This is a genomic window from Dactylosporangium sp. CS-047395 (assembly GCF_050942185.1).
Taxonomy (GTDB): domain Bacteria; phylum Actinomycetota; class Actinomycetes; order Mycobacteriales; family Micromonosporaceae; genus Dactylosporangium.
Genome location: NZ_CP192015.1, coordinates 9,054,467 through 9,073,450 on the forward strand (window position 1 = coordinate 9,054,467; position 18,984 = coordinate 9,073,450).

18 protein-coding genes are annotated in these 18,984 nt (G+C 70.2%); 6 read left to right on the forward strand and 12 right to left on the reverse strand.

The genetic code is table 11. The features are described 5' to 3' along the window. Nucleotides 1–44: 44 nt before the first annotated feature. On the reverse strand, nt 45–1,907 hold the full coding sequence (typA, locus tag ACQP00_RS42285; protein ID WP_433207895.1) for a translational GTPase TypA: 1,863 nt from the start codon (nt 1,905–1,907) through the stop codon (nt 45–47). Between the two features lie 98 nt (nt 1,908–2,005). Between typA and ACQP00_RS42290 the strand changes: the two genes are divergently transcribed. After that, the gene (locus tag ACQP00_RS42290; RefSeq protein WP_433207898.1) at nt 2,006–2,887 is read left to right on the forward strand and encodes a transglycosylase SLT domain-containing protein; all 882 of its coding nucleotides are present in this window, start codon (nt 2,006–2,008) and stop codon (nt 2,885–2,887) included. Nucleotides 2,888–2,889: 2 nt separating this feature from the next. On the opposite strand, the gene ACQP00_RS42295 is transcribed toward ACQP00_RS42290, so the two are convergent. Beyond that, entirely contained in the window at nt 2,890–3,222 is a 333-nt protein-coding gene (locus tag ACQP00_RS42295) for a hypothetical protein (RefSeq protein ID WP_433207901.1), read from the reverse strand. 38 nt (nt 3,223–3,260) lie between these two features. On the opposite strand from ACQP00_RS42295, the gene ACQP00_RS42300 reads away from it, so the two are divergent. Continuing rightward, nucleotides 3,261–3,815, forward strand: a complete 555-nt coding sequence (locus ACQP00_RS42300; RefSeq protein WP_433207904.1) for a TIGR03086 family metal-binding protein — start codon at nt 3,261–3,263, stop codon at nt 3,813–3,815. 291 nt (nt 3,816–4,106) lie between these two features. On the opposite strand, the gene ACQP00_RS42305 is transcribed toward ACQP00_RS42300, so the two are convergent. The 7 genes from ACQP00_RS42305 to pnuC all read right to left on the reverse strand — a co-directional run bounded on the left by ACQP00_RS42305 (nt 4,107) and on the right by pnuC (nt 11,082). Further along, on the reverse strand, nt 4,107–5,078 hold the full coding sequence (locus tag ACQP00_RS42305) for an STM4011 family radical SAM protein (protein ID WP_433207907.1): 972 nt from the start codon (nt 5,076–5,078) through the stop codon (nt 4,107–4,109). After that, a complete protein-coding gene (locus ACQP00_RS42310; RefSeq protein ID WP_433207910.1) occupies nt 5,075–6,529 on the reverse strand; it encodes an STM4012 family radical SAM protein in 1,455 nt (484 codons plus the stop codon). The genes ACQP00_RS42305 and ACQP00_RS42310 overlap by 4 nt, the downstream gene beginning before the upstream one ends. Then, nucleotides 6,523–7,317 carry an STM4013/SEN3800 family hydrolase gene (locus ACQP00_RS42315; protein ID WP_433207913.1) on the reverse strand — a complete coding sequence of 265 codons (795 nt, stop codon included), beginning with the start codon at nt 7,315–7,317 and terminating at the stop codon, nt 6,523–6,525. The genes ACQP00_RS42310 and ACQP00_RS42315 overlap by 7 nt, the downstream gene beginning before the upstream one ends. A gap of 76 nt (nt 7,318–7,393) precedes the next feature. Further along, entirely contained in the window at nt 7,394–8,428 is a 1,035-nt protein-coding gene (locus ACQP00_RS42320) for an STM4014 family protein (protein WP_433207916.1), read from the reverse strand. 2 nt (nt 8,429–8,430) lie between these two features. Then, nucleotides 8,431–9,363 carry an STM4015 family protein gene (locus ACQP00_RS42325; protein WP_433207919.1) on the reverse strand — a complete coding sequence of 311 codons (933 nt, stop codon included), beginning with the start codon at nt 9,361–9,363 and terminating at the stop codon, nt 8,431–8,433. Between the two features lie 10 nt (nt 9,364–9,373). Beyond that, entirely contained in the window at nt 9,374–10,468 is a 1,095-nt protein-coding gene (locus ACQP00_RS42330; RefSeq protein WP_433207922.1) for an AAA family ATPase, read from the reverse strand. Beyond that, nucleotides 10,453–11,082: a nicotinamide riboside transporter PnuC gene (gene pnuC, locus ACQP00_RS42335; RefSeq protein ID WP_433207925.1), complete on the reverse strand. Its 630-nt coding sequence runs from the start codon at nt 11,080–11,082 to the stop codon at nt 10,453–10,455. Before pnuC ends, ACQP00_RS42330 begins: the two co-directional genes overlap by 16 nt. A gap of 16 nt (nt 11,083–11,098) precedes the next feature. Between pnuC and ACQP00_RS42340 the strand changes: the two genes are divergently transcribed. After that, complete coding sequence (locus ACQP00_RS42340; RefSeq protein WP_433207928.1) at nt 11,099–11,392, forward strand: antibiotic biosynthesis monooxygenase family protein; 294 nt, start codon at nt 11,099–11,101, stop codon at nt 11,390–11,392. A gap of 160 nt (nt 11,393–11,552) precedes the next feature. Here ACQP00_RS42340 and ACQP00_RS42345 read toward each other — a convergent pair whose 3' ends face one another. Beyond that, nucleotides 11,553–12,470 (reverse strand): hypothetical protein, encoded by a 918-nt coding sequence (locus ACQP00_RS42345; protein WP_433207931.1) that lies wholly within the window; start codon nt 12,468–12,470, stop codon nt 11,553–11,555. Nucleotides 12,471–12,561: 91 nt separating this feature from the next. Continuing rightward, nucleotides 12,562–12,762 carry a hypothetical protein gene (locus ACQP00_RS42350; protein ID WP_433207934.1) on the reverse strand — a complete coding sequence of 67 codons (201 nt, stop codon included), beginning with the start codon at nt 12,760–12,762 and terminating at the stop codon, nt 12,562–12,564. Nucleotides 12,763–12,948: 186 nt separating this feature from the next. Between ACQP00_RS42350 and coaE the strand changes: the two genes are divergently transcribed. From coaE to ACQP00_RS42365, 3 genes are all read left to right on the forward strand, one after another. Continuing rightward, nucleotides 12,949–13,539 carry a dephospho-CoA kinase gene (gene coaE / locus ACQP00_RS42355; RefSeq protein WP_433207937.1) on the forward strand — a complete coding sequence of 197 codons (591 nt, stop codon included), beginning with the start codon at nt 12,949–12,951 and terminating at the stop codon, nt 13,537–13,539. 291 nt (nt 13,540–13,830) lie between these two features. After that, nucleotides 13,831–15,987, forward strand: coding sequence for an excinuclease ABC subunit UvrB (gene uvrB, locus ACQP00_RS42360; protein ID WP_433207940.1), 2,157 nt, complete (start codon nt 13,831–13,833; stop codon nt 15,985–15,987). A 209-nt stretch (nt 15,988–16,196) separates the two neighbouring features. Next, the gene (locus ACQP00_RS42365) at nt 16,197–17,288 is read left to right on the forward strand and encodes an IS630 family transposase (protein ID WP_433207943.1); all 1,092 of its coding nucleotides are present in this window, start codon (nt 16,197–16,199) and stop codon (nt 17,286–17,288) included. Nucleotides 17,289–17,400: 112 nt separating this feature from the next. On the opposite strand, the gene rpsA is transcribed toward ACQP00_RS42365, so the two are convergent. Further along, nucleotides 17,401–18,900, reverse strand: a complete 1,500-nt coding sequence (rpsA, locus tag ACQP00_RS42370; protein ID WP_433207946.1) for a 30S ribosomal protein S1 — start codon at nt 18,898–18,900, stop codon at nt 17,401–17,403. Nucleotides 18,901–18,984: the final 84 nt, after the last annotated feature.

Sequence of the window (18,984 nt, forward strand, 5' to 3'; positions counted from 1 at the left end):
CCACTGACGACGATTTAACGACTCAGGACACTAGCGGCCGATGATCAGGAGTGCGCGCGCTTGCGGGCGACGCGCTCCCGGTCCTTCTGGTCGAGCATGACCTTGCGGATGCGGATCGCCTGCGGCGTGATCTCCACGCACTCGTCCTCGCGGCAGAACTCGAGGGCCTGCTCCAGCGACAGCTTGCGCGGCGGGATCAGCTTCTCGGTCTCGTCCGCGGCCGAGGAGCGCATGTTCGTGAGCTTCTTCTCCTTGGTGATGTTCACGTCCATGTCGTCGGCGCGCGAGTTCTCACCGACGATCATGCCCTCGTACACCTCGGTGGTCGGCTCCACGAACATCGAGCCGCGCTCCTGCAGGTTCATCATCGCGAACGGGGTCGCGACGCCGGAGCGGTCGGCGACGAGCGAGCCGGTGGCGCGGGTGCGCAGCTCGCCGTACCACGGCTCGTAGGACTCGAAGACGTGGTGCAGGATGCCCGTGCCGCGGGTGTCGGTGAGGAACTCGGTCCGGAAGCCGATCAGCCCGCGGGCCGGCACCAGCCACTCCATGCGAATCCAGCCGGTGCCGTGGTTCACCATCTGTTCCATGCGGCCCTTGCGGGTCGCCAGCAGCTGCGTGATCGCGCCCAGGTACTCCTCCGGCGCGTCGATCGTCAGCCGCTCGGTCGGCTCGTGCACCTTGCCGTCGATCTCCCGGGTGACCACCTGCGGCTTGCCGACGGTCAGCTCGTAGCCCTCGCGCCGCATCTGCTCCACGAGGATCGCCAGCGCCAGCTCACCACGGCCCTGCACCTCCCACGCGTCGGGCCGCTCGGTCGGCAGCACCCGCAGCGACACGTTGCCGACCAGCTCACGCTCCAGCCGGTCGCGGACCAGCCGCGCGGTCACCTTGGCCCCCTTGACCTTGCCGGCCAAAGGAGACGTGTTGGTACCGATGGTCATCGAAATCGCCGGCTCGTCGACCGTGATCCGGGGCAGCGCGATCGGGTTCTCGGCGTCCGCCAGCGTGTCGCCGATCATGATCTCGTTGATGCCGGCCACAGCGATGATGTCGCCCGGCCCGGCCTCCTCGGCGGGCTTGCGCTCCAGCGCCTCGGTCATCAGCAGCTCGGAGATCCGCACCTGGGTCTGCGTGCCGTCCTCGCGGCACCAGGCCACCGTCTGCCCCTTGCGGATGCGCCCCTCGCGGACCCGGCACAGGGCCAGGCGGCCGAGGAACGGCGACGCGTCGAGGTTGGTGACGTGGGCCTGCAGCGGCGCGTTCTCGTCGTACGCGGGCGCCGGGATGGTGTCGAGCAGGGTGCGGAACAGCGGCTGGAGGTTCTCGCTGTCCTCGGGGACGGTGCCGTCCTTGGGCTGCGTGGTGGAAGCGATGCCGTCGCGCGCACAGGCGTACACAATGGGGAAGTCGATCTGTTCCTCATCAGCGTCGAGGTCCAGGAAGAGCTCGTAGGTCTCGTCCACGACCTCCTTGATCCGCGCGTCGGGGCGGTCCACCTTGTTGATCACCAGGATGATCGGCAGCCGGGCCTTGAGCGCCTTGCGCAGCACGAAGCGGGTCTGCGGGAGCGGGCCCTCACTCGCGTCGACCAGCAGCACGACCCCGTCGACCATGGTCAGGCCGCGCTCGACCTCACCGCCGAAGTCGGCGTGGCCCGGGGTGTCGATGATGTTGATCGTGACGGGATCGCCGTCCTGCGGGACGTACCGCACCGCGGTGTTCTTGGCGAGAATGGTGATGCCCTTCTCGCGCTCCAGGTCCATCGAGTCCATGACCCGGTCGGTGAGTTCGGCGCGGGCGTGGAAGGCGCCGGACTGCCGCAACATCGCGTCGACGAGGGTGGTCTTTCCGTGGTCGACGTGGGCGACGATTGCCACGTTGCGGAGATCTGAACGGGTCTGCATGCCTCCTATTGTTCCAGGCCCCAGGTAAAACATTTCGGGGGTCCCGCGCGTCCATTGATTACCGCTAGCCTGTCGGACACGGGGAGGTACAGGCGGCAATGAGCCACTATGAGGACGACGACACTTCCGAGTACGAGGCGTACGACCCACCAAAACGGCGCAAAACGGGCGGGATCGTCCTGCTCAGCGTGGCCGTGGCGGTGGTTTTGATCGGGTGCGGGGTGCTGGGCGCGACCCTCGTCAAGGGCGGTAAACCGGACGTCAAGCCGGCCGCCGCGGAGCGCGGGGACGGGTCGACCCCGATCGCGCCGACCTCCGCGCCGCCGCCCACCACCGAGGCGCCGGTCGAGGTCGCGGAGACCACCTCCGCCCCACCGACCTCGAAGGCACCGACGCCGACGAAGAAGGTCACGAAGAAGCCGTCGCCGAAGGTCACCGAGACGGTCACGCCGCCGGCCCCGCCGCACAACACCTGCGCGCCGGTCCGCGGCACGAACCAGCTGCCCAAGGCCACCGTCAAGGGCTACCTCGACAAGGCCGCGACCACGCACTTCTGGGGGACGAAGACCGACCCGGACTACGAGCAGATTCTCGTGCCACAACGCCTGTTGTACGCCGTAGCCGAACAGGAAAGCGGCTGGCAGACCGACATCAAGGCATGTGACGGGGGACTCGGCGTGATGCAGGTCATGCCCGACACCCAGTCGTTCGTCAACACGCGTTTCGGCACGAGCTGGGACCGCACTAAACCCGACCAGAACGTGATGCTCGGGGCGAACTACCTCGCCTGGCTCATCGCGTACTACGGGCCCAAGCTCGGCACGTACGACATGACCGACGCCAAGCTGCTCAACGCCGTGATCTCGGCCTACAACTGGGGCACCGGCGGCGTGGACTTCGCGGGCGGGGTGTACCCCAACCCGCAGTACGTCCAGAACGTGCGCGCCCTGATGCTCGCCAGCCGCGCCGGCAACTACTGAGGTCAGTCTTCCTGAAACGTGGAGGGGCCGACGTCGGTGTACTGCTCGGCGTCGGCGTCCCACTCGAACTGCCGGCCCTCGGAGCCCACGGCCACCAGCTTGCCGAACGCCGGGTAGCGCTCGGTCAGCCAGTCCAGCTCGGGCATGAGCAGCTCGTTCGCGTCCGCCAGCTGCTCGTCCGTCTCGTCGCCGACGAGCAGGTTCCAGCCGCTGGCCCGGCGCCCACCAGGACCGGGCGGGAGCGTGGCGTCCTCCGGGTCGTGGTACACGTATCCGGGGGTCAGCGACTCGTCCTCCACCAGCCGCCGCGACGCGAACGCGATCAAGTCACCCATGCCGTCCAGTATGGCGGGTGCCCTCCGGGAGGTCCGCGATGACCACTGCCGCATCCGAACACCGCACGACCGCCGCCCACCTCACCGCCCTCGTGCACGGCACCACCGACTGGGACGCGCCGGCGCCCGTCGAGGGCTGGGTCGCCCGCGACGTGGTACGCCACCTCGTCGAATGGCTACGCGCCTTCATCGAGTCCGGCGCCGGGGTCACGCTCGCCCCGGTCCCGTCCATCGACGAGGACCCGGTGGCGGCGTGGGACTCGCACGCCGCCGCGGTGCAGGCGCTCCTCGACGACCCCAACTCCGCCGACGTACCGTTCACCAACCGGCACACCGGCTCGATGCCCCTCCCCGACGCGATCGCGACCTTCTACACCTCCGACGTGTTCCTGCACAGCTGGGACCTCGCCCGCGCGACCGGCCAGGACGAACGGCTGGACCCGGCCCGCTGCGCGGCGATGCTCGAGGGCATGCTGCCGCTGGACGACCTGCTGCGCTCCAGCGGCCAGTACGGCCCACGCGTCGAGGTCCCCGACGACGCCGACGCGCAGACGAAGCTCCTGGCGTTCATCGGCCGCGACCCCCGCCCCTGAGCCGCCCCCGGTGACTCGCATGCATCGCGCACGACCTCACTGCGGTGACTTCCATGCATCGACGAGAGGCGCGGCCGATGAACCTCCGGTGACTCGCATTCGTCGACCGCCACGCGCGACGCTCGACCCGACTGCGGCGACTCGCGAGCATCGCGCACGACCCCACCGCAGCGATTCGCATGCATCGCGCACGACCTCACCGCAGCGATTCGCATGCATCGCGCACCGCCGCACCGCCGCACCGCCGCGACTCACATGCATCACGCACCACCCCACTGCGGTGACTCGCGGTCATCGCGCACGACCTACGACGCTGAGCGGGATCTGCGCGCGGCCCGGGGGTGCCGTTGGGGCCGCCTGCGCCGCCGATCTCGCTTGTGTCACCCGTGTAGCTGATGTCGTTGGTGTCACTCGTGTCGCTGATGTTGTCGGTGTCGCTGGGATTCGCTCCAGGACGCCGCCCGCGAAGACGTCGTAGAGCGGGAGCGTGCGCAGATGCACGTAGCCGATGTGGCAGTCGCACCGGTCGTTGGGGCACGGCCGCTCCCCGCGCCGCGCCGTCCACGAGCCGTCGTAGAGGTTGCCGAGCGGCTCGGGCACGAAGTGGCAGCGGCGCACCGTCCCGTCGCCCAGCACCGAGATCACGTCGCCGCCGGTCCGGCACGGGCGCCCCAGCGACGCGTGCGGCCGAACGCTGTAGCCGAACAGCGGATCGATCCCGGTCCATGCCGCCTCCTCCGCCGGCGTGTACGCGTGGCCGTCGGCGGCGTTCACCCAGAGGTACACGTCCGGATCGAGGGCGGCCCGCAGCTCGACCGCCGCCGCGAAGTGCTCCGGCAGTCCCACGATCCCGACCGAGTGCCGGATGCCGTGGCGCGCGAGCGTCGCGCACGCGGCCAGAAAGCGCTCCCGGCTCGTCTGCCCCGGATGGTACGTGCACCAAAGCGCCAACCGCCCCGCATCCGCCTCGCCGACCCAGCCGAGCCGCCCCGACAGGTTCGTCTGGATCGCCGCCCGCTCGACGTGGGGAAGGTGCGAGAGCTCGATGAGCGCTTGGCGGTACCAGCTGCGGGTCAGCCCCTCACCCCAGGGCGTGAACAGCACCTCGACGGGTTCCTCCGCCGCCCGCACCCAGTCCACGAACCGCTCCAGCGCGGCCCGGTCCTCCCGCAGCAATGCGGGCGGGTCGCGGCGCTTCGCGAACGGGCAGCACGGGCAGTCGTAGTTGCAACTGGCGAGCGGCCCGCGATAGAGGATTCTCATCGCGTCACGTGTCCCGCCATCGCCGCGCGCACATCGGCCGAGATCAGCCACGGCCCGATCGCGTCGGAGTGGGCCAGCCCGTCCGCGGTGAGGCGGTGCCCCACGGCGTACCCGGCCACGCGAAGCCGTTCCAGCGCCGGGAAGTCGTCGTCGACCGCGGTGCCGAACCGCGCCCGGTACGCCGCCGGATCCAGGCCCTCGGCCCGCAACAGCGACTTGAGCAGCCACCGCCGCCGCTGCTCCTGCGCGTCGAGGGCGAACCCGACCTCGGCGACCTCGAAGTCGGACTCCGGCCGGGCCAGGTAGTCGTCGAGGATGCCGCGCACCTGCCGGACGCTCACCGCGTAGTCGAACGAGTAGTGCAACTCCCTCGTGTACGACCTCGCCCCGCACCCGAGCCCGACCATGCCGTCGTCCTGGCAGCAGTACTCGTCGGGCCTCCCTCGCCGCAGCTCACCATCGCGGCCCGCAACGCCGCGATCCCTGCGATCCTCAACGCCGCGGTCCTCAACGCCGCGGTCCTCAACGCCGCGGCCCTCAACGACGAGATCCCCACGGTCCTCAACGAGCTGAGATTCAACGCGCGAGGCCTCAGCGGGGTAGATGTCGGCGCGGCGGAACTGGCGCATCGAGAGCTGCTCGTAGCCCGCGTCGGCAAGCCGTTGGACCGCGTGCCGGTACAGGGCCAGACGCTGGGCGTCCCAGGCCGGGTCCGGCCCGTCGGAGCCCCGGCGGCCGAGGCCGGTGAGCGGGCGGACGTAGAGCGGATAGAGGTACAACTCCTCGGGGTTCCAGCGAAGCGCGGTGTCCAGCGACTCGTCCCAGGTCGCGCGGGTCTGGCCGGGGATGCCGTAGATGAGGTCGATGTTGAGGTCGCCCGGGCCGGCGGCGCGGATCGTGTCGAGGGCGCGCTCGACCTCGGCCCGGCGCTGCGGGCGGCCGGCGGCGTGGGCCTCGGCGTCGAGGAAGCTCTGCACGCCGATGCTGACCCGGGTCGCGCCCCGCTCGGCGAGGACGGCGAGCCGGTCCGGGGTGGCCGTGGCCGGGGACGTCTCGACCGACAGCGGGACCCGGCCGAGGCCCGTGGTCCGCTCGAGGAGGTCGAACAGCCCGGTCAGCTCGGCCGCCGTCAGGTACGTCGGTGTGCCGCCGCCGATCGCCGCCCGCGCGTACCCGGCGCCGGGGATCGCCTCGGCGACCCGCCGCGCCTGCCGGGCGAGCTGGGCCAGATAGGCGCTGACCTGCTCGTGCGGCGGGTTGGCGCGGGTGAACAGGTTGCAGAAGCCGCAGCGCATTTCGCAGAAGGGCACGTGGACGTACAGGAAGAGGCTCGTCGTGTCCTCGCCCCGCCACACGTCGGCGAGGCGGGGCCGCGGGTCCAGCGGGCGGTAGGCGGTCTTGTGCGGATACGCGTACAGGTAGCCCTGGTACGGCGAGCCGAGGTTCACCATGACCCGGCCTCCAGCGTGAACTCGGCGTACGGCACGGTCCACACGACCTCGTGGGCGAGCCGGTGCCCGGTGTGCCCCTCCTCGCCGTAGGCGGTGCCGTGGTCGCTGCACAGGATCACGTGACACGGCCGGCCGCGGGAGGTGGCCAGGCGCAGCAACTCCGGCAGGTGCCGGTCCACGTACTCCAGCGCCGCCCCGTGCGACGCCATCGAGTCCTCGGCCGCGCCGGGCAGGTAGTGCCGGTTCGGCTGGTGCAGCGCGGCGACGTTGACGAACGTGAACAGCGGCCCGGCCGGCGGCAGCACCCGCGCGAGGGTGGCGATCTGGGCCTCGAAGCAGCCCGGGCTGGTGACGCCGAACTCGGGCGTCCAGTGCGCCTCGTCGAACAGGTCGGGCAGCACGCACCCCTGCAGCGAGGTCATCGCGAAGAAGCCGACGCCGCCGAGGCACACCGTGTGGTAGCCCTCGTCCCGCAGCCCGGTGACGACGTCCGGCGCGTCGAACACCCAGGTGTCGGCGCCGACGCTGGTGCTGCCCGCGAACCGTGCCGCGAACGGCCGCTCGTGCGGGCCGGGCGTCACCGGCGTGGGCAGGAACCCGCCGAAGAACGCATGGTGCGCGGCATAGGTGAATGAGGCCGGCGTGTGCCGCCGCTCCCACACCCCGCCCGGCAGCACCTTGGCCAGATTCGGCGTACGGCCCGCCGCGAGCCGCTCGGCCGCCACGTCGAACCGCAACGTGTCCAGCGTGACGAACAACAGATCATGCGTGCCCAGCAGCGACCTCATGCCGTCACCGTCCGATGGTGTACAGCGGCGACGGCGTCGCACCGCAAGCGATTGAGCGCGGCGACCAGCGGGGATCTCATGCCGTCACCGTCCAGTGCCGCAGGGCCGCGACCTCGGCGGCGTAGGTGTCGCGGCCGTCGACGAGCAGGCCGGGCAGCAGGTCGCCGAAGGCGTTGACCTCGGCGACGGCATGCCCGCCATAACCCGCGGCGAACATCAGGTCGACGCCGACGTGCAGGCTGCCCGGGAAGCAGGCGGCGGCCCGCTCGCAGGTGGCCATCGCGGCCGCCCAGCGCTCCTCGCCGGCTGCGGCGCGAATGCCGGCCAGGTCGCCGCGGGCGTTGCCCAGGTGCAGGTTGGTCAGCGGCGTGCGGCTGGTGCGGGCCACGACGTGGCTCGCCCGGCCGGCGATGACGACGACCCGCAGGTCGAACACCTTGCCCGCGTGGGCGGCCTTGGGAAGCCAGCGCTCGACGTGCAGCCCGTCGGCGCCGAGCCGGTCGATGATCGCGGCGACCGTGTGCTCGTCGGTGTAGTGGTGCACGCGCAGCTCGTTGTAGAGCTTGCTTCCGTCAAGAGCCGCCGAGGTGTACGCGCTGACCCGCCCCCTGTTGAACGCCAACGCGATGACGCCGGAGGCCGAGCTGCCGTGCGCGGGCTTCACGAAGACCCGCGGCCAGCCGGCGGCGCGGACCTCCTCGTAGCCGCGGGCGGCGAACCCGTCCGGGACCGGCACCCCGTGCGCGCCGAGCAGGGCATGGCAGCGACGCTTGTCGAACAGCACCGCGAGCTCGTCGACGGGCGTGGTGAGCGGCCCGGTGGCGGCGTGCTCGACCCGGCGGGCGGCGGCCATGAACCCCGCGTACCAGGCGGCCAGGCCGACGATCTCGCCATGCTCGGCCGCCCGTCCGGCCCCGCGGAACATCCGGTCGACCTCGGCGTCCTCGCCCGGCGACTCGAGCCGCACCAGCGACCCCGGATCCAGGTCGAACCGTCCGGCGCACACGTCCCGCCAGCCGACGACCGCGGGCTCGGGCAGTCCCGCGGCGACGGCGGCCGCGCGGAACAGCTCGACCCGCCGATTCCCCGGTATCCCGACGACGGTGATCATGGCTACTCCGCCACCGAGACGTAGCGGAAGCCGTCCTCGTCGATCGGTTGCTCGTCGGAGACGTCGACGCGGACGCCGGGCAGTTCCTCGGCGAAGCGGGCGGCCAGGTCGGGCGACATGAAGTGGTGCGACAGGTCCAGCGAGCGCAGGTGGGTCAGCGGCTGGCCGAGCAGCAGCGCCTCCGCCCCGGCGTCGGACAGCGCGCCCAGCGACAGGTCCAGGTGCTCCAGCCGGGCCACGATCGGCGCGGCGGCCACGGCGCCGGCGACGTCGTCGGCGATCTCCGCGTTGCGCAGCGCCAGCCGCTTCAGGGCCGGCAGTTCCGTTCCGTTCATGATCGGCGCGAGGTCGTCGACGACCGCGTCCCCGCCGTACTCCTGCGTGCCCAGCCACAGCTCCAGGTCCGCGAGGGCGGGGAACGACGAGTCGTTGAAGCCGCGGATGAACGAGGCCGGCAGCCCGCCCGCCTCCACGTGCAGCTCGCGGAGGCGGCGGTGGCGCACCGGGGCCAGGCTCAGCCCGCCGCCGCCGCGGATGTGCAGGATCTCCAGGGCGGGGAAGGCTCCGAGCAGCGGCGCATACTCCCCCTGGTTGATCCAGGAGATCTCGCACTCCTCGAACGTCATCTCGCCGATGAACAGCGCCCGCAGCTCGGTGAGCTGGTCGCGCCGGGCGGCGAGCAGGTGCAGCGGCGGCGGCTCGGACATCGGCTCGCCCCACACCCCGACCACCAGCGCGGTGACGTTGTGCGCGCCGACGGTGGCCAGCAGCCGGTCCAGCGTCTCGGCGAGCTTCTGCTCGTCGTGGTCATAGTCGCCGATGCGCCAGGCCGCCTTGTCGCCGCGCGCGGGACCGTCCCGGCGGTCCCGGCGGGAGTGCTCGAACCGCCGGACCGGCAGTCCCGCGAAGGTGGTGATGTTGCTGCCGATCGTCATGGTCCGGAACTTAGCAGGACCCCCCGACAATTCTGCTCGCGTCGGCCGGGAGCAGCGGCGATGCAAGATCCCAGCCCGCCGCGAGGACATCGTCGACCGCTCGCACGGCCCGGGTCAGGCGCGCGCGGTACGGCCCGGTCAGCTCGATCCACGGCACCCCGCGCACGGCCAGCTCGTCGCGGAACCGGCCCGTCATCCACGCCCGCAGGTGCTCGCCGTCGCGCATGCCGTCGTCCTCGAACGGCACGTCCTCATGGCTTGTCAAGAGGTACAGCGCGGGCCGTCGCGCAGCGTCACGTACCGCTGACGACGTGTTGCCCAGATAGCGCTCCTCCCAGATCGAGGTCGCAAAACTGTCGGTGTCGCAGAGCAGAATGGGGCCACCGGATCGGGCCGCGGCATCCTCGGAGGCGTTCTGCTCGCGAGTGACGGTGACGAAGTCCTCGCGGGTCCACTCGAGGTCCTCCATGGTCCGGCCCGGCGGCAGAGCACCCAGCTTCAGGGAGGTCAGCATGCGGCCGTATTCCTCGACCCAGGTGGTACCGGCGAACACTCCCCCGCGCAGGCGAAGATGCGCGGCCAGGGCGCGGGCCAGCGTCGTGGTGCCGGACGACTCGGCGCCGACGACCACGACCCGCTTCACGAACCAGGCGCGCACCGGCGGCGCCAGCTTGTCCCAGTTGGCGACCGGATCGGCGCGCACGGCGGTGCCGGACACGGGCACGGTGCCGCGGGCCGGGTCGACCGGGACGTGCACGGCATCGAAACGGCGGGCCAGCTCCTCGCCGTAGGCCTCCGAGGAGAAGACCCGGTCGACCCGCCGGCCGCCGACGGCCCGGCGGAACGTGGCGGTGTGGGCCTGCCAGGCCGCCTCGGAGCCGTAGTCGACCGGAGTGTCGTCGTAGACGCCGACGAACCGCACGTGCGGCGCGCCGGCATGCACCTCGCGCAGCCACGCGAGCCGGTCCTCGAGCGGGATCGACTCCACTGTGGACGGTGCAACGACCACGGTCACCTCGTCGCACGCCCGTGCGGCCGTGTCGATGAGGTGATGGTGCCCGGCGTGCGGCGGATAGAACTTGCCGATGACTAGTCCGTGGACCACGCCGGGCTCCCCTGGGGCGCGGTGCGCAGCTCGGCCCGCCACGCCCGCAGACCGAACACGCACAGCGTGAGGAAGACGAGGTACAGCAGCGCGGTCAGCCAGAGATCCTTGTACCCGTACAGCGGGATGTAGATGACGTCGACGGAGATCCAGAACCACCAGCTCTCCACGAGCCGGCGCGTCTGGCCGTAGGTCGCGAGCAGCGAGACGGCGGTCGTGAAGGCATCGGGCCAGGGCACGGTGGACTCGGTGAACCGGTCGAGGTACCACCACAGCGCCACCGTCAGCAGCACGCCCGCGATCGCGAGCCACCGCCACTCGGCCCGGGTCGTGGTGCGGACGCGCTGCAGCCGGCGGCCGGTGCTCCAGCACCACCAGCCGTAGCCGCCCACGATCACGAAGACGACCTGCAGCCAGGCGTCACCGAAGAGCCCGACGTGCCAGAAGGCGACGATGAACAGGAGATTGTTGGTGATCCCGACCGGCCAGTTCGCGATGTGCTGGCGCACCACGAGATAGACGCAGAGCAGTCCGCTGGCGAATCCCAGCAGCTCAGCCCAGGTGGTCGGGGCGCCGAAGGCATGGAATGCCGCAGAAGTGAGCCAGTCGAGCACGGTCTACCCTAGCTGGATGGTTCTGGAAGTCGCACTGATCGACGTGCTTGAAGGCCGCGAGGACGAGTTCGCCGCCGCGTACCGCAAGGCCCACGAGGTGCTGGCCACCACACCGGGCTGCCGCTCGGTGCGCATGACCCGCGGCATCGAGCGCGCGTCGCGGTTCGTCCTGCTCGTGGAGTGGGACTCGGTCGACGCCCACCTCGACAACTTCCGGGCGACGGACCGGTTCGGGACGTGGCGGGGACTCATCGGGCCGTACTTCGACGGAGCCCCCACGGTGGAACACTTCACCGACGTCGAGGTTTAGTCCCTGTCCCGCCGATCATGCCGGCCTGCGACGGGCCCAGATTCCGCCTGCGCACACCCCGCGAAGACCGGGTTACAACACCGGTAATCAGGCCTCCACGGGGCGCACGCAGACGAAATCTGGACTCCGTCTCGGCTCGACATCATCGACAGGACAGGGCCTAATCCCCGTCCTTCTTGTAAACGACGAAGTCCACATTCGACGTGTACAGCGCACCGGTGACGAGCTCGCCCGCCCGGGTCATGAACCAGGCGTAGCGGTTCTCGCTGGTGCGCACGCACACCCGCGCTCCCGGCACCAGGCTGCCGATCACGACCTGACTGACCCAGCGGCTCTCCGGCACCGCGGTGCAGGCGGCCAGCGACGGGGTGTCGGCGGTGAGCAGGACCGCGAACTTCGCGCCGTTGGCGGCCGTGATGCCGATCGCGCCCGCGGTGGCGTCGGCCCCGGTGGCCTGCTTGCTGCCGCTGTCGAAGTCGAAGGCGTCGTCGGGCTGACCGGCCAGCACCACGAACTGGGCCGTTCCGGTGCGCAGGATGCCGGTGCTCGGCGGCGCGGCGGGAACCGTCCCGGTGCCGCTCGGGCTCGCGCCCGCACTTGGATCGCCGCTGGTGGGACCGGCGGCGGGGGCGCCGGCACTGGTGGTACCAACGCTGGCACTGGCACTTTCGACGATGACCGGGAGCGCCGGTTGCTGGGTCGTCGGGTCCGGTGCCGCGGTGGTGGCCGAGTCCGTGAGGCTCTTGTTGTCCGATTTGTCGCGAGTCGCCAGCACCGCACCGACGGCGGCGACCACCAGCACGATGAGCCCGATGACGAGCAGGCCGATGCGACCCTTCCGCGAAGGCGCGGGCTCCGGCGCCGATTCCTCGACCACCGGCTCGACCGGCGGATCAACCGGCGGCTCGGCGGGCGGCTTTTCCGCGGCCGGGGTCGGCTGGCGCGGCACGATGGCGTACGCCGACGTGGGCCAGCCCGAGCCGCCGTCCAGCGGCGAGTCCGACATCCAGCCGCGTCGGCTCTTCGGCTTCGGCGGTGGCGACCCGTTGACCTGGTCCTGGCCGTTCTCCGGCTCCATGCAGCGCGTCCTTCTGGTCCTGGCAGATGTGCAGTTGCCCGGCAGAGTATCGCTGACCGCCACGGGCGCGCGCCACGGCGGAACGGACCTGTTACCGAGCCAGCATCTGCGCGACCGCGTTGGCGCCGCTGGCCGTATACCAGCCGCTCACGGCCAGCATTCCCAGCACCGCCGCGGCGACCAGGAACGCCCAGCCGTCGGTGGTGCCCCGCCAGCGCGGGTTGATGTTGCGGTGCCGCGGGCGGCTGCCGGGCCGGCGACCGGACGGAGCCTTGCCGCTACCGTGCGGCATGAACCCTGCCCAGTCGCGGCGCGCCAGGCCCGGCCGGCCCATGCTGTGTCGCCCCATGTCGCGATCTACCCCCCGTGAATGTTCGCTTGAGTCGGAAGATATCTTGACAAACCGTGCATTCCGTGCAGACCACGCCGTCCGGACCCCGGCGGGCCGGCGGGATTCACCTTCAGGTGTGATGTCGTGATGAAGATGGTTGGCCTCACGGGCGGCATCGGGTCCGGCAAGAGCGCGGTCGCGCAGCGGCTGGCGGCGCTCGGCGCGGTGATCGTGGACGCCGACAAGATCGCCCGGGAGGTCGTCGAGCCGGGGACCGAGGGGCTCGCGCGGGTCGCCGAGGCGTTCGGGCCCGGGGTGCTCGACCCGTCCGGGGCGCTCGACCGGCCGGCGCTGGCCCGCATCGTCTTCGCCGACGACGAGGCGCGACGACGCCTCGAGGAGATCACCCACCCGCTGGTCCGGGCGCGCACGGCCGAGCTCGTCGCGGCCGCCCCGGCCGATTCGATCGTCGTCAACGACGTGCCCCTCCTGGTCGAGAAGGGCATGTCGCATTTGTACTCCCTGGTGCTCATCGTCTTCGCCTCTCTCCCGACACGCTTGGACCGCCTCATGCGCATCCGTGGCATGTCGCGCGACGAGGCGATGGCACGGATCAACGCGCAGGCCACGGACGAGCAGCGGCGGGCGGTTGCGGACATCTCGATCGCGAACGACGGTACGCCCGAGGAACTTGATCGGGCGGTTTCGTCGGCCTGGGAGCGCATTCGCACTGCTTGACGGCTTGCGACTTGCTCCATACAAGGCTTAGGGCGCTCGCGGCGGCCGGTCGCGCGTGTACGCGCGAGCCGCCCCTGGTGCGCTCGCCGGCCGTGACGGGCCGGGGCTGCAACCCGGGCGCCGGGAGGACCCGCGTGATGGGCGGGCCGGCTCTCCGGTCGGCCGCCGCGAGCGGCCTACGGCATCCACCGTAGACCGGTGATTCTCCCCACACAATCGCCAGGTTGAATACGCTCGGCCACCGAGGGCGAGGACCCGGAAAGTGTCATACCCCCCGCGTACGGTTGTGCCATGGCGCTCGACATCCCACGCTTGGACCGCCCATTCGAGGTGGTCAGCGAATACAGGCCCTCCGGCGATCAGCCCGCGGCGATCGACGCCCTCGCCAAGCGGGTGCGCGGCGGCGACCGGCACACGGTCCTGCTGGGTGCGACCGGAACCGGCAAGAGCGCGACCACGGCCTGGCTGGTGGAACGACTCCAGCGCCCGACGCTGGTGCTCGCGCACAACAAGACCCTGGCCGCGCAGCTGGCCAAGGAGTTCCGCGATCTGATGCCGCACAACGCGGTCGAATACTTCGTCAGCTACTACGACTACTACCAGCCCGAGGCCTACATCCCGCAGACCGACACCTACATCGAGAAGGACTCGTCGGTCAACGAGGAGGTCGAGCGGCTGCGGCACTCGGCCACGATGAGCCTGCTCACCAGGCGCGACGTGATCGTGGTGGCGACGGTGTCGGCGATCTACGGCCTGGGCACGCCGGAGGAATACCTCGACCGCGCGGCGAAGGTCAGCGTCGGCGAGGAGGTCGACCGGGACAAGCTGCTGCGACGGTTGGTCGACATCCAGTACACGCGGAATGACCTCGCCTTCAACCGGGGCACGTTCCGGGTCCGGGGCGACACGCTGGAGATCATCCCGGCCTACGAGGAGCTCGCGATCCGCATCGAGTTCTTCGGCGACGAGATCGAGCGCCTCTCCTATCTGCACCCGCTCACCGGCGACGAGATCCGCCAGACCGACCAGCTGATGATCTTCCCGGCGACGCACTACGCGGCCGGGCCGGAGCGCATGGAGCGCGCGATCGCCGCCATCGAGGTGGAGTTGGAGGAGCGCCTCGCCGAGCTCGACCGGGAGGGCAAGCTGCTGGAGGCCCAGCGGCTGCGGATGCGCACCACGTACGACGTCGAGATGATGCGGCAGGTCGGTTTCTGCAACGGCATCGAGAACTACTCGCGGCACATCGACGGGCGCGAGGCCGGCAGCCCGCCGCACTGCCTGCTCGACTACTTCCCCGACGACTTCCTGACCGTCATCGACGAGTCGCACGCGACGGTCCCGCAGATCGGCGGCATGTACGAGGGGGACGCCTCCCGCAAGCGGACTCTCGTCGAGCACGGGTTCCGGCTGCCCAGCGCGCAGGACAACCGGCCGCTGCGCTTCGACGAGTTCGAGGAGCGGGTGGGCCAGACGGTGTACCTGTCGGCGACGCCGGGCCCGTGGGAGATGGGCAAGACCCAGGGCGAGTTCGTCGAGCAGGTTATCCGCCCGACCGGCCTGATCGACCCCGAGGTGGTGCTCAAGCCGACCAAGGGCCAGATCGACGACCTGATGCACGAGATCAACCTGCGCACCGAGCGCGACGAGCGGGTGCTGGTCACGACGCTGACCAAGAAGATGGCCGAGGACCTCACCGACTACCTGCTCGAGCACGGGATCCGCGTGCGATACCTGCACTCCGAGGTCGACACCCTGCGCCGGGTGGAGCTGCTGCGCGAACTGCGCCGCGGCGAGTTCGACGTGCTGGTCGGCATCAACCTGCTCCGCGAGGGCCTCGACCTGCCGGAGGTGAGCCTGGTCGCGATCCTCGACGCGGACAAGGAGGGCTTCCTGCGCTCGGGCACGAGCCTCATCCAGACCATCGGTCGCGCGGCGCGCAACGTGTCCGGCCAGGTCCACATGTACGCGGACAAGATGACGCCGTCGATGGCTCAGGCGATCGACGAGACGAACCGGCGGCGGGAGAAGCAGCAGGCGTACAACAAAGCGAACGGGATCGATCCGCAGCCCCTTCGCAAGAAGCTCGGCGACATCCTGGACGACATCTACCGCGAGGCCGAGGACACCGCCGGCGCTGTGTCCGGGCATGGGCCCGGGGGCGCGGTGGTCATCGGTGGCGGGCGGCAGATGAGCCGCGGCAAGTCGCCGGAGAACGTCCGGGCTCGGCAGAAGGGCGGGGGGACGAAGGGGGCTGCGGGGGCGCCTTCGGTGCCGGCTCGGGCTGGGATGGCTCGGGCTGAGTTGGCGACCCTGATTCAGGACCTCAACGATCAGATGCTGGGGGCTGCGCGGGAGTTGCAGTTCGAGTTGGCGGCTCGGCTGCGGGATGAGGTTTCGGAGCTGAAGAAGGAGTTGCGGGCTATGGATGTGGCTGGGGTTAAGTAGCTGCTCTTGAAGGCTGGGGCCGGGGGGCCGGGGGGGCCGGGGGCAGTGTGTCGACGAGCCCGGGTGCGTTGGTCGGGGAATGGGCTGGGGTAGTGCACTCCCGCCGACGGCCCGGCGGCGTGGGCTTGCGAGCCCCCTGGCTGAGGCAGTGCATGAGCTGAGCTAGTGTCCTGAGTCGTTAAATCGTCGTCAGTGGGTACAGGTGTGTTATGCCGTTGCCGACAGCAGTACCGATCGTGCTTACTGATGACGAGCGAGAGCAGTTGCTAGCGTGGTCGCGTCGTCCCTCGAGTGCGCAGGCCCTGGCGTTGCGGTCGCGGGTGGTCCTTGCCTGCGCGGCTGCCGGCGGGGCCGCGAACGGGCAGATCGCCGAGGAACTCGGCGTTTCGCGTAGCACGGTGACGAAGTGGCGGAACCGGTTCGCCGGTGATCGGCTCGACGGCCTGCTGGACGAGCCGCGGCCCGGCCGGCCCCGCACGATCGCCGACGCTGATGTAGAGCGGGTGATCACCACAACCCTCGAGACGACACCGAAGGACGCCACGCACTGGTCGACCCGCTCGTTGGCTGCTGAGGTCGGTCTGTCGCAGACCGCGATCTCACGGATCTGGCGGGCGTTCGGATTGCAGCCGCACCGGCAGGACGCGTGGAAACTGTCGAAGGACCCGCTGTTCATCGACAAGGTCCGTGATGTCGTCGGGCTGTACCTCGATCCGCCGGAACGCGCCGTGGTGTTGTGCGTGGACGAGAAGTCGCAGATCCAAGCACTGGACCGCACCGCCCCGGTCCTGCCGATGCTGCCCGGCACCCCGGCCCGCGCCACCCACGACTACGTCCGGGCCGGCACCTCAAGCCTCTACGCCGCCCTCGACCTGGCCACCGGCCAGGTGATCGGCTCCCTCCATGCCCGGCACCGCGCGATCGAGTTCAAGAAGTTCCTCCAGACCCTCGACCGGCAGGTCCCGGCGGACCTGGACGTGCACGTAGTGCTGGACAACGCCTCCACCCACAAAACCCCGACCATCAAACGCTGGCTGACCGCCCACCCGCGGTTCGTCCTGCACTTCGTCCCGACCAGCGCATCCTGGCTCAACCTCGTCGAACGCTGGTTCGGGGAACTGACCACCAAGAAACTCCAACGCGGCACTCACCGCACCGTCCGCGCCCTCAACACCGACATCCGCGCCTGGATCGAGGCCTGGAACAACAACCCAAAGCCCTATGTCTGGACCAAGACCGCCGACCAGATCCTCGAATCCATCGCCCGCTACTGCACACGCATTAACGACTCACGACACTAGGGCACTCCGGCGCGGTCACGAAAGCCCGGCTGGGGCCGTGCACGGGAAAGCCCCGGGTCCTTTCGGGCCCGGGGCTTTCCTTTTTGGTGCTTGTCGCCTGTGCGGCGCTGGGTCAGCTCTTGCCGCCGGCCAGCTTCTCGCGCAGGGCGGCCAGGGCCTCGTCCGTGGCCAGGGTGCCCGCCGGCTCCTCCGGGGCGCGAGCCGCGGTCGGGGTCGACGAGGAGACGGCGCCGCCGCCCTGGGGGGCTGCTGCGGCCGGCTCGGCGGTCGCGTCGGCCTGGCGGGCCGTCTGGACCTGCTTGGTGTGGGCCTCCCAGCGCTGGCGGGCCTCAGCGTACTGCTGCTCCCACGCCTCGCGCTGCTTCTCGAAGCCGGCCATCCACTCGGCGGTCTCCGGGTCGAAGCCCTCCGGGTAGATGTAGTTGCCCTGCTCGTCGTAGGTCGCCGACATGCCGTAGAGGGTCGGGTCGAAGTGCTCCTCGCCCTCGACGAAGCCCTCGTTGGCCTGCTTGAGCGACAGCGAGATCCGGCGGCGCTCGAGGTCGATGTCGATGACCTTGACCATGACGTCGGAGCCGACCTGGACGACCTGCTCCGGAATCTCCACGTGGCGCTCGGCCAGCTCGGAGATGTGGACCAGGCCCTCGATGCCGTCGTCGACGCGGACGAAGGCGCCGAACGGGACGAGCTTGGTGACCTTACCGGGGACGATCTGCTGGATCGCGTGGGTCCGGGCGAACTGACGCCACGGGTCCTCCTGGGTCGCCTTCAGCGACAGGGAGACGCGCTCACGGTCCAGATCGACGTCGAGGACCTCGACCTCCACCTCCTGGCCGACCTCGACCACCTCGGACGGGTGATCGATGTGCTTCCAGGAGAGCTCGGAGACGTGGACCAGGCCGTCGACACCACCGAGGTCGACGAACGCACCGAAGTTGACGATGGAGGACACAACGCCCTTGCGGACCTGGCCCTTCTGCAGCTTGTGCAGGAACTCGGTCCGGACCTCGGACTGGGTCTGCTCGAGGTAGGCCCGGCGGGACAGCACCACGTTGTTGCGGTTCTTGTCCAGCTCGATGATCTTCGCCTCGAGCTCGCGGCCGACGTACGGCTGCAGGTCCCGGACACGGCGCATCTCGACCAGGGAGGCCGGCAGGAAGCCCCGCAGGCCGATGTCGAGGATGAGACCACCCTTGACGACCTCGATGACGGAGCCGCGGACGACGCCGTCGTCTTCCTTGATCTTCTCGATCGTGCCCCAGGCCCGCTCGTACTGAGCGCGCTTCTTGGACAGGATCAGACGGCCTTCCTTGTCCTCCTTCTGGAGAACCAGGGCCTCGATGTGGTCACCGACCGACACGACCTCAGCAGGGTCGACATCGTGCTTGATCGACAGCTCGCGCGAGGGGATGACACCCTCGGTCTTGTAGCCGATGTCGAGCAGGACCTCGTCCCGGTCGACCTTGACGACGGTGCCTTCGACGATGTCGCCGTCATTGAAGTACTTGATGGTCTCGTCGATCGCGGCGAGGAACGCCTCCTCGGAACCGAGGTCGTCGACGGTGACCTTGTTGCTGCTGGCGCTCGAGGTGGCCTCGATGCTGCTCGTCATGTGGGCTGTTGCTCCGGTCGGTGGATTTGCCTGCTGAACCTGCGCGCTCCCGCGGACCCGTCGTCGGGCACAACCCGCCAATCG

What these genes read in the sequence shown, in the direction of transcription:
- ACQP00_RS42320 (WP_433207916.1), bottom strand. Translation starts at nt 8,428, where the DNA reads ATGATCACCGTCGTCGGGATACCGGGGAATCGGCGGGTCGAGCTGTTC.
- ACQP00_RS42350 (WP_433207934.1), bottom strand. Translation starts at nt 12,762, where the DNA reads ATGCCGCACGGTAGCGGCAAGGCTCCGTCCGGTCGCCGGCCCGGCAGC.
- ACQP00_RS42365 (WP_433207943.1), top strand. Translation starts at nt 16,197, where the DNA reads ATGCCGTTGCCGACAGCAGTACCGATCGTGCTTACTGATGACGAGCGA.
- ACQP00_RS42310 (WP_433207910.1), bottom strand. Translation starts at nt 6,529, where the DNA reads ATGGTGAACCTCGGCTCGCCGTACCAGGGCTACCTGTACGCGTATCCG.
- ACQP00_RS42315 (WP_433207913.1), bottom strand. Translation starts at nt 7,317, where the DNA reads ATGAGGTCGCTGCTGGGCACGCATGATCTGTTGTTCGTCACGCTGGAC.
- ACQP00_RS42295 (WP_433207901.1), bottom strand. Translation starts at nt 3,222, where the DNA reads ATGGGTGACTTGATCGCGTTCGCGTCGCGGCGGCTGGTGGAGGACGAG.
- coaE (WP_433207937.1), top strand. Translation starts at nt 12,949, where the DNA reads ATGAAGATGGTTGGCCTCACGGGCGGCATCGGGTCCGGCAAGAGCGCG.
- typA (WP_433207895.1), bottom strand. Translation starts at nt 1,907, where the DNA reads ATGCAGACCCGTTCAGATCTCCGCAACGTGGCAATCGTCGCCCACGTC.
- ACQP00_RS42290 (WP_433207898.1), top strand. Translation starts at nt 2,006, where the DNA reads ATGAGCCACTATGAGGACGACGACACTTCCGAGTACGAGGCGTACGAC.
- uvrB (WP_433207940.1), top strand. Translation starts at nt 13,831, where the DNA reads ATGGCGCTCGACATCCCACGCTTGGACCGCCCATTCGAGGTGGTCAGC.
- rpsA (WP_433207946.1), bottom strand. Translation starts at nt 18,900, where the DNA reads ATGACGAGCAGCATCGAGGCCACCTCGAGCGCCAGCAGCAACAAGGTC.
- ACQP00_RS42305 (WP_433207907.1), bottom strand. Translation starts at nt 5,078, where the DNA reads ATGAGAATCCTCTATCGCGGGCCGCTCGCCAGTTGCAACTACGACTGC.
- ACQP00_RS42340 (WP_433207928.1), top strand. Translation starts at nt 11,099, where the DNA reads ATGGTTCTGGAAGTCGCACTGATCGACGTGCTTGAAGGCCGCGAGGAC.
- ACQP00_RS42325 (WP_433207919.1), bottom strand. Translation starts at nt 9,363, where the DNA reads ATGACGATCGGCAGCAACATCACCACCTTCGCGGGACTGCCGGTCCGG.
- ACQP00_RS42345 (WP_433207931.1), bottom strand. Translation starts at nt 12,470, where the DNA reads ATGGAGCCGGAGAACGGCCAGGACCAGGTCAACGGGTCGCCACCGCCG.
- ACQP00_RS42300 (WP_433207904.1), top strand. Translation starts at nt 3,261, where the DNA reads ATGACCACTGCCGCATCCGAACACCGCACGACCGCCGCCCACCTCACC.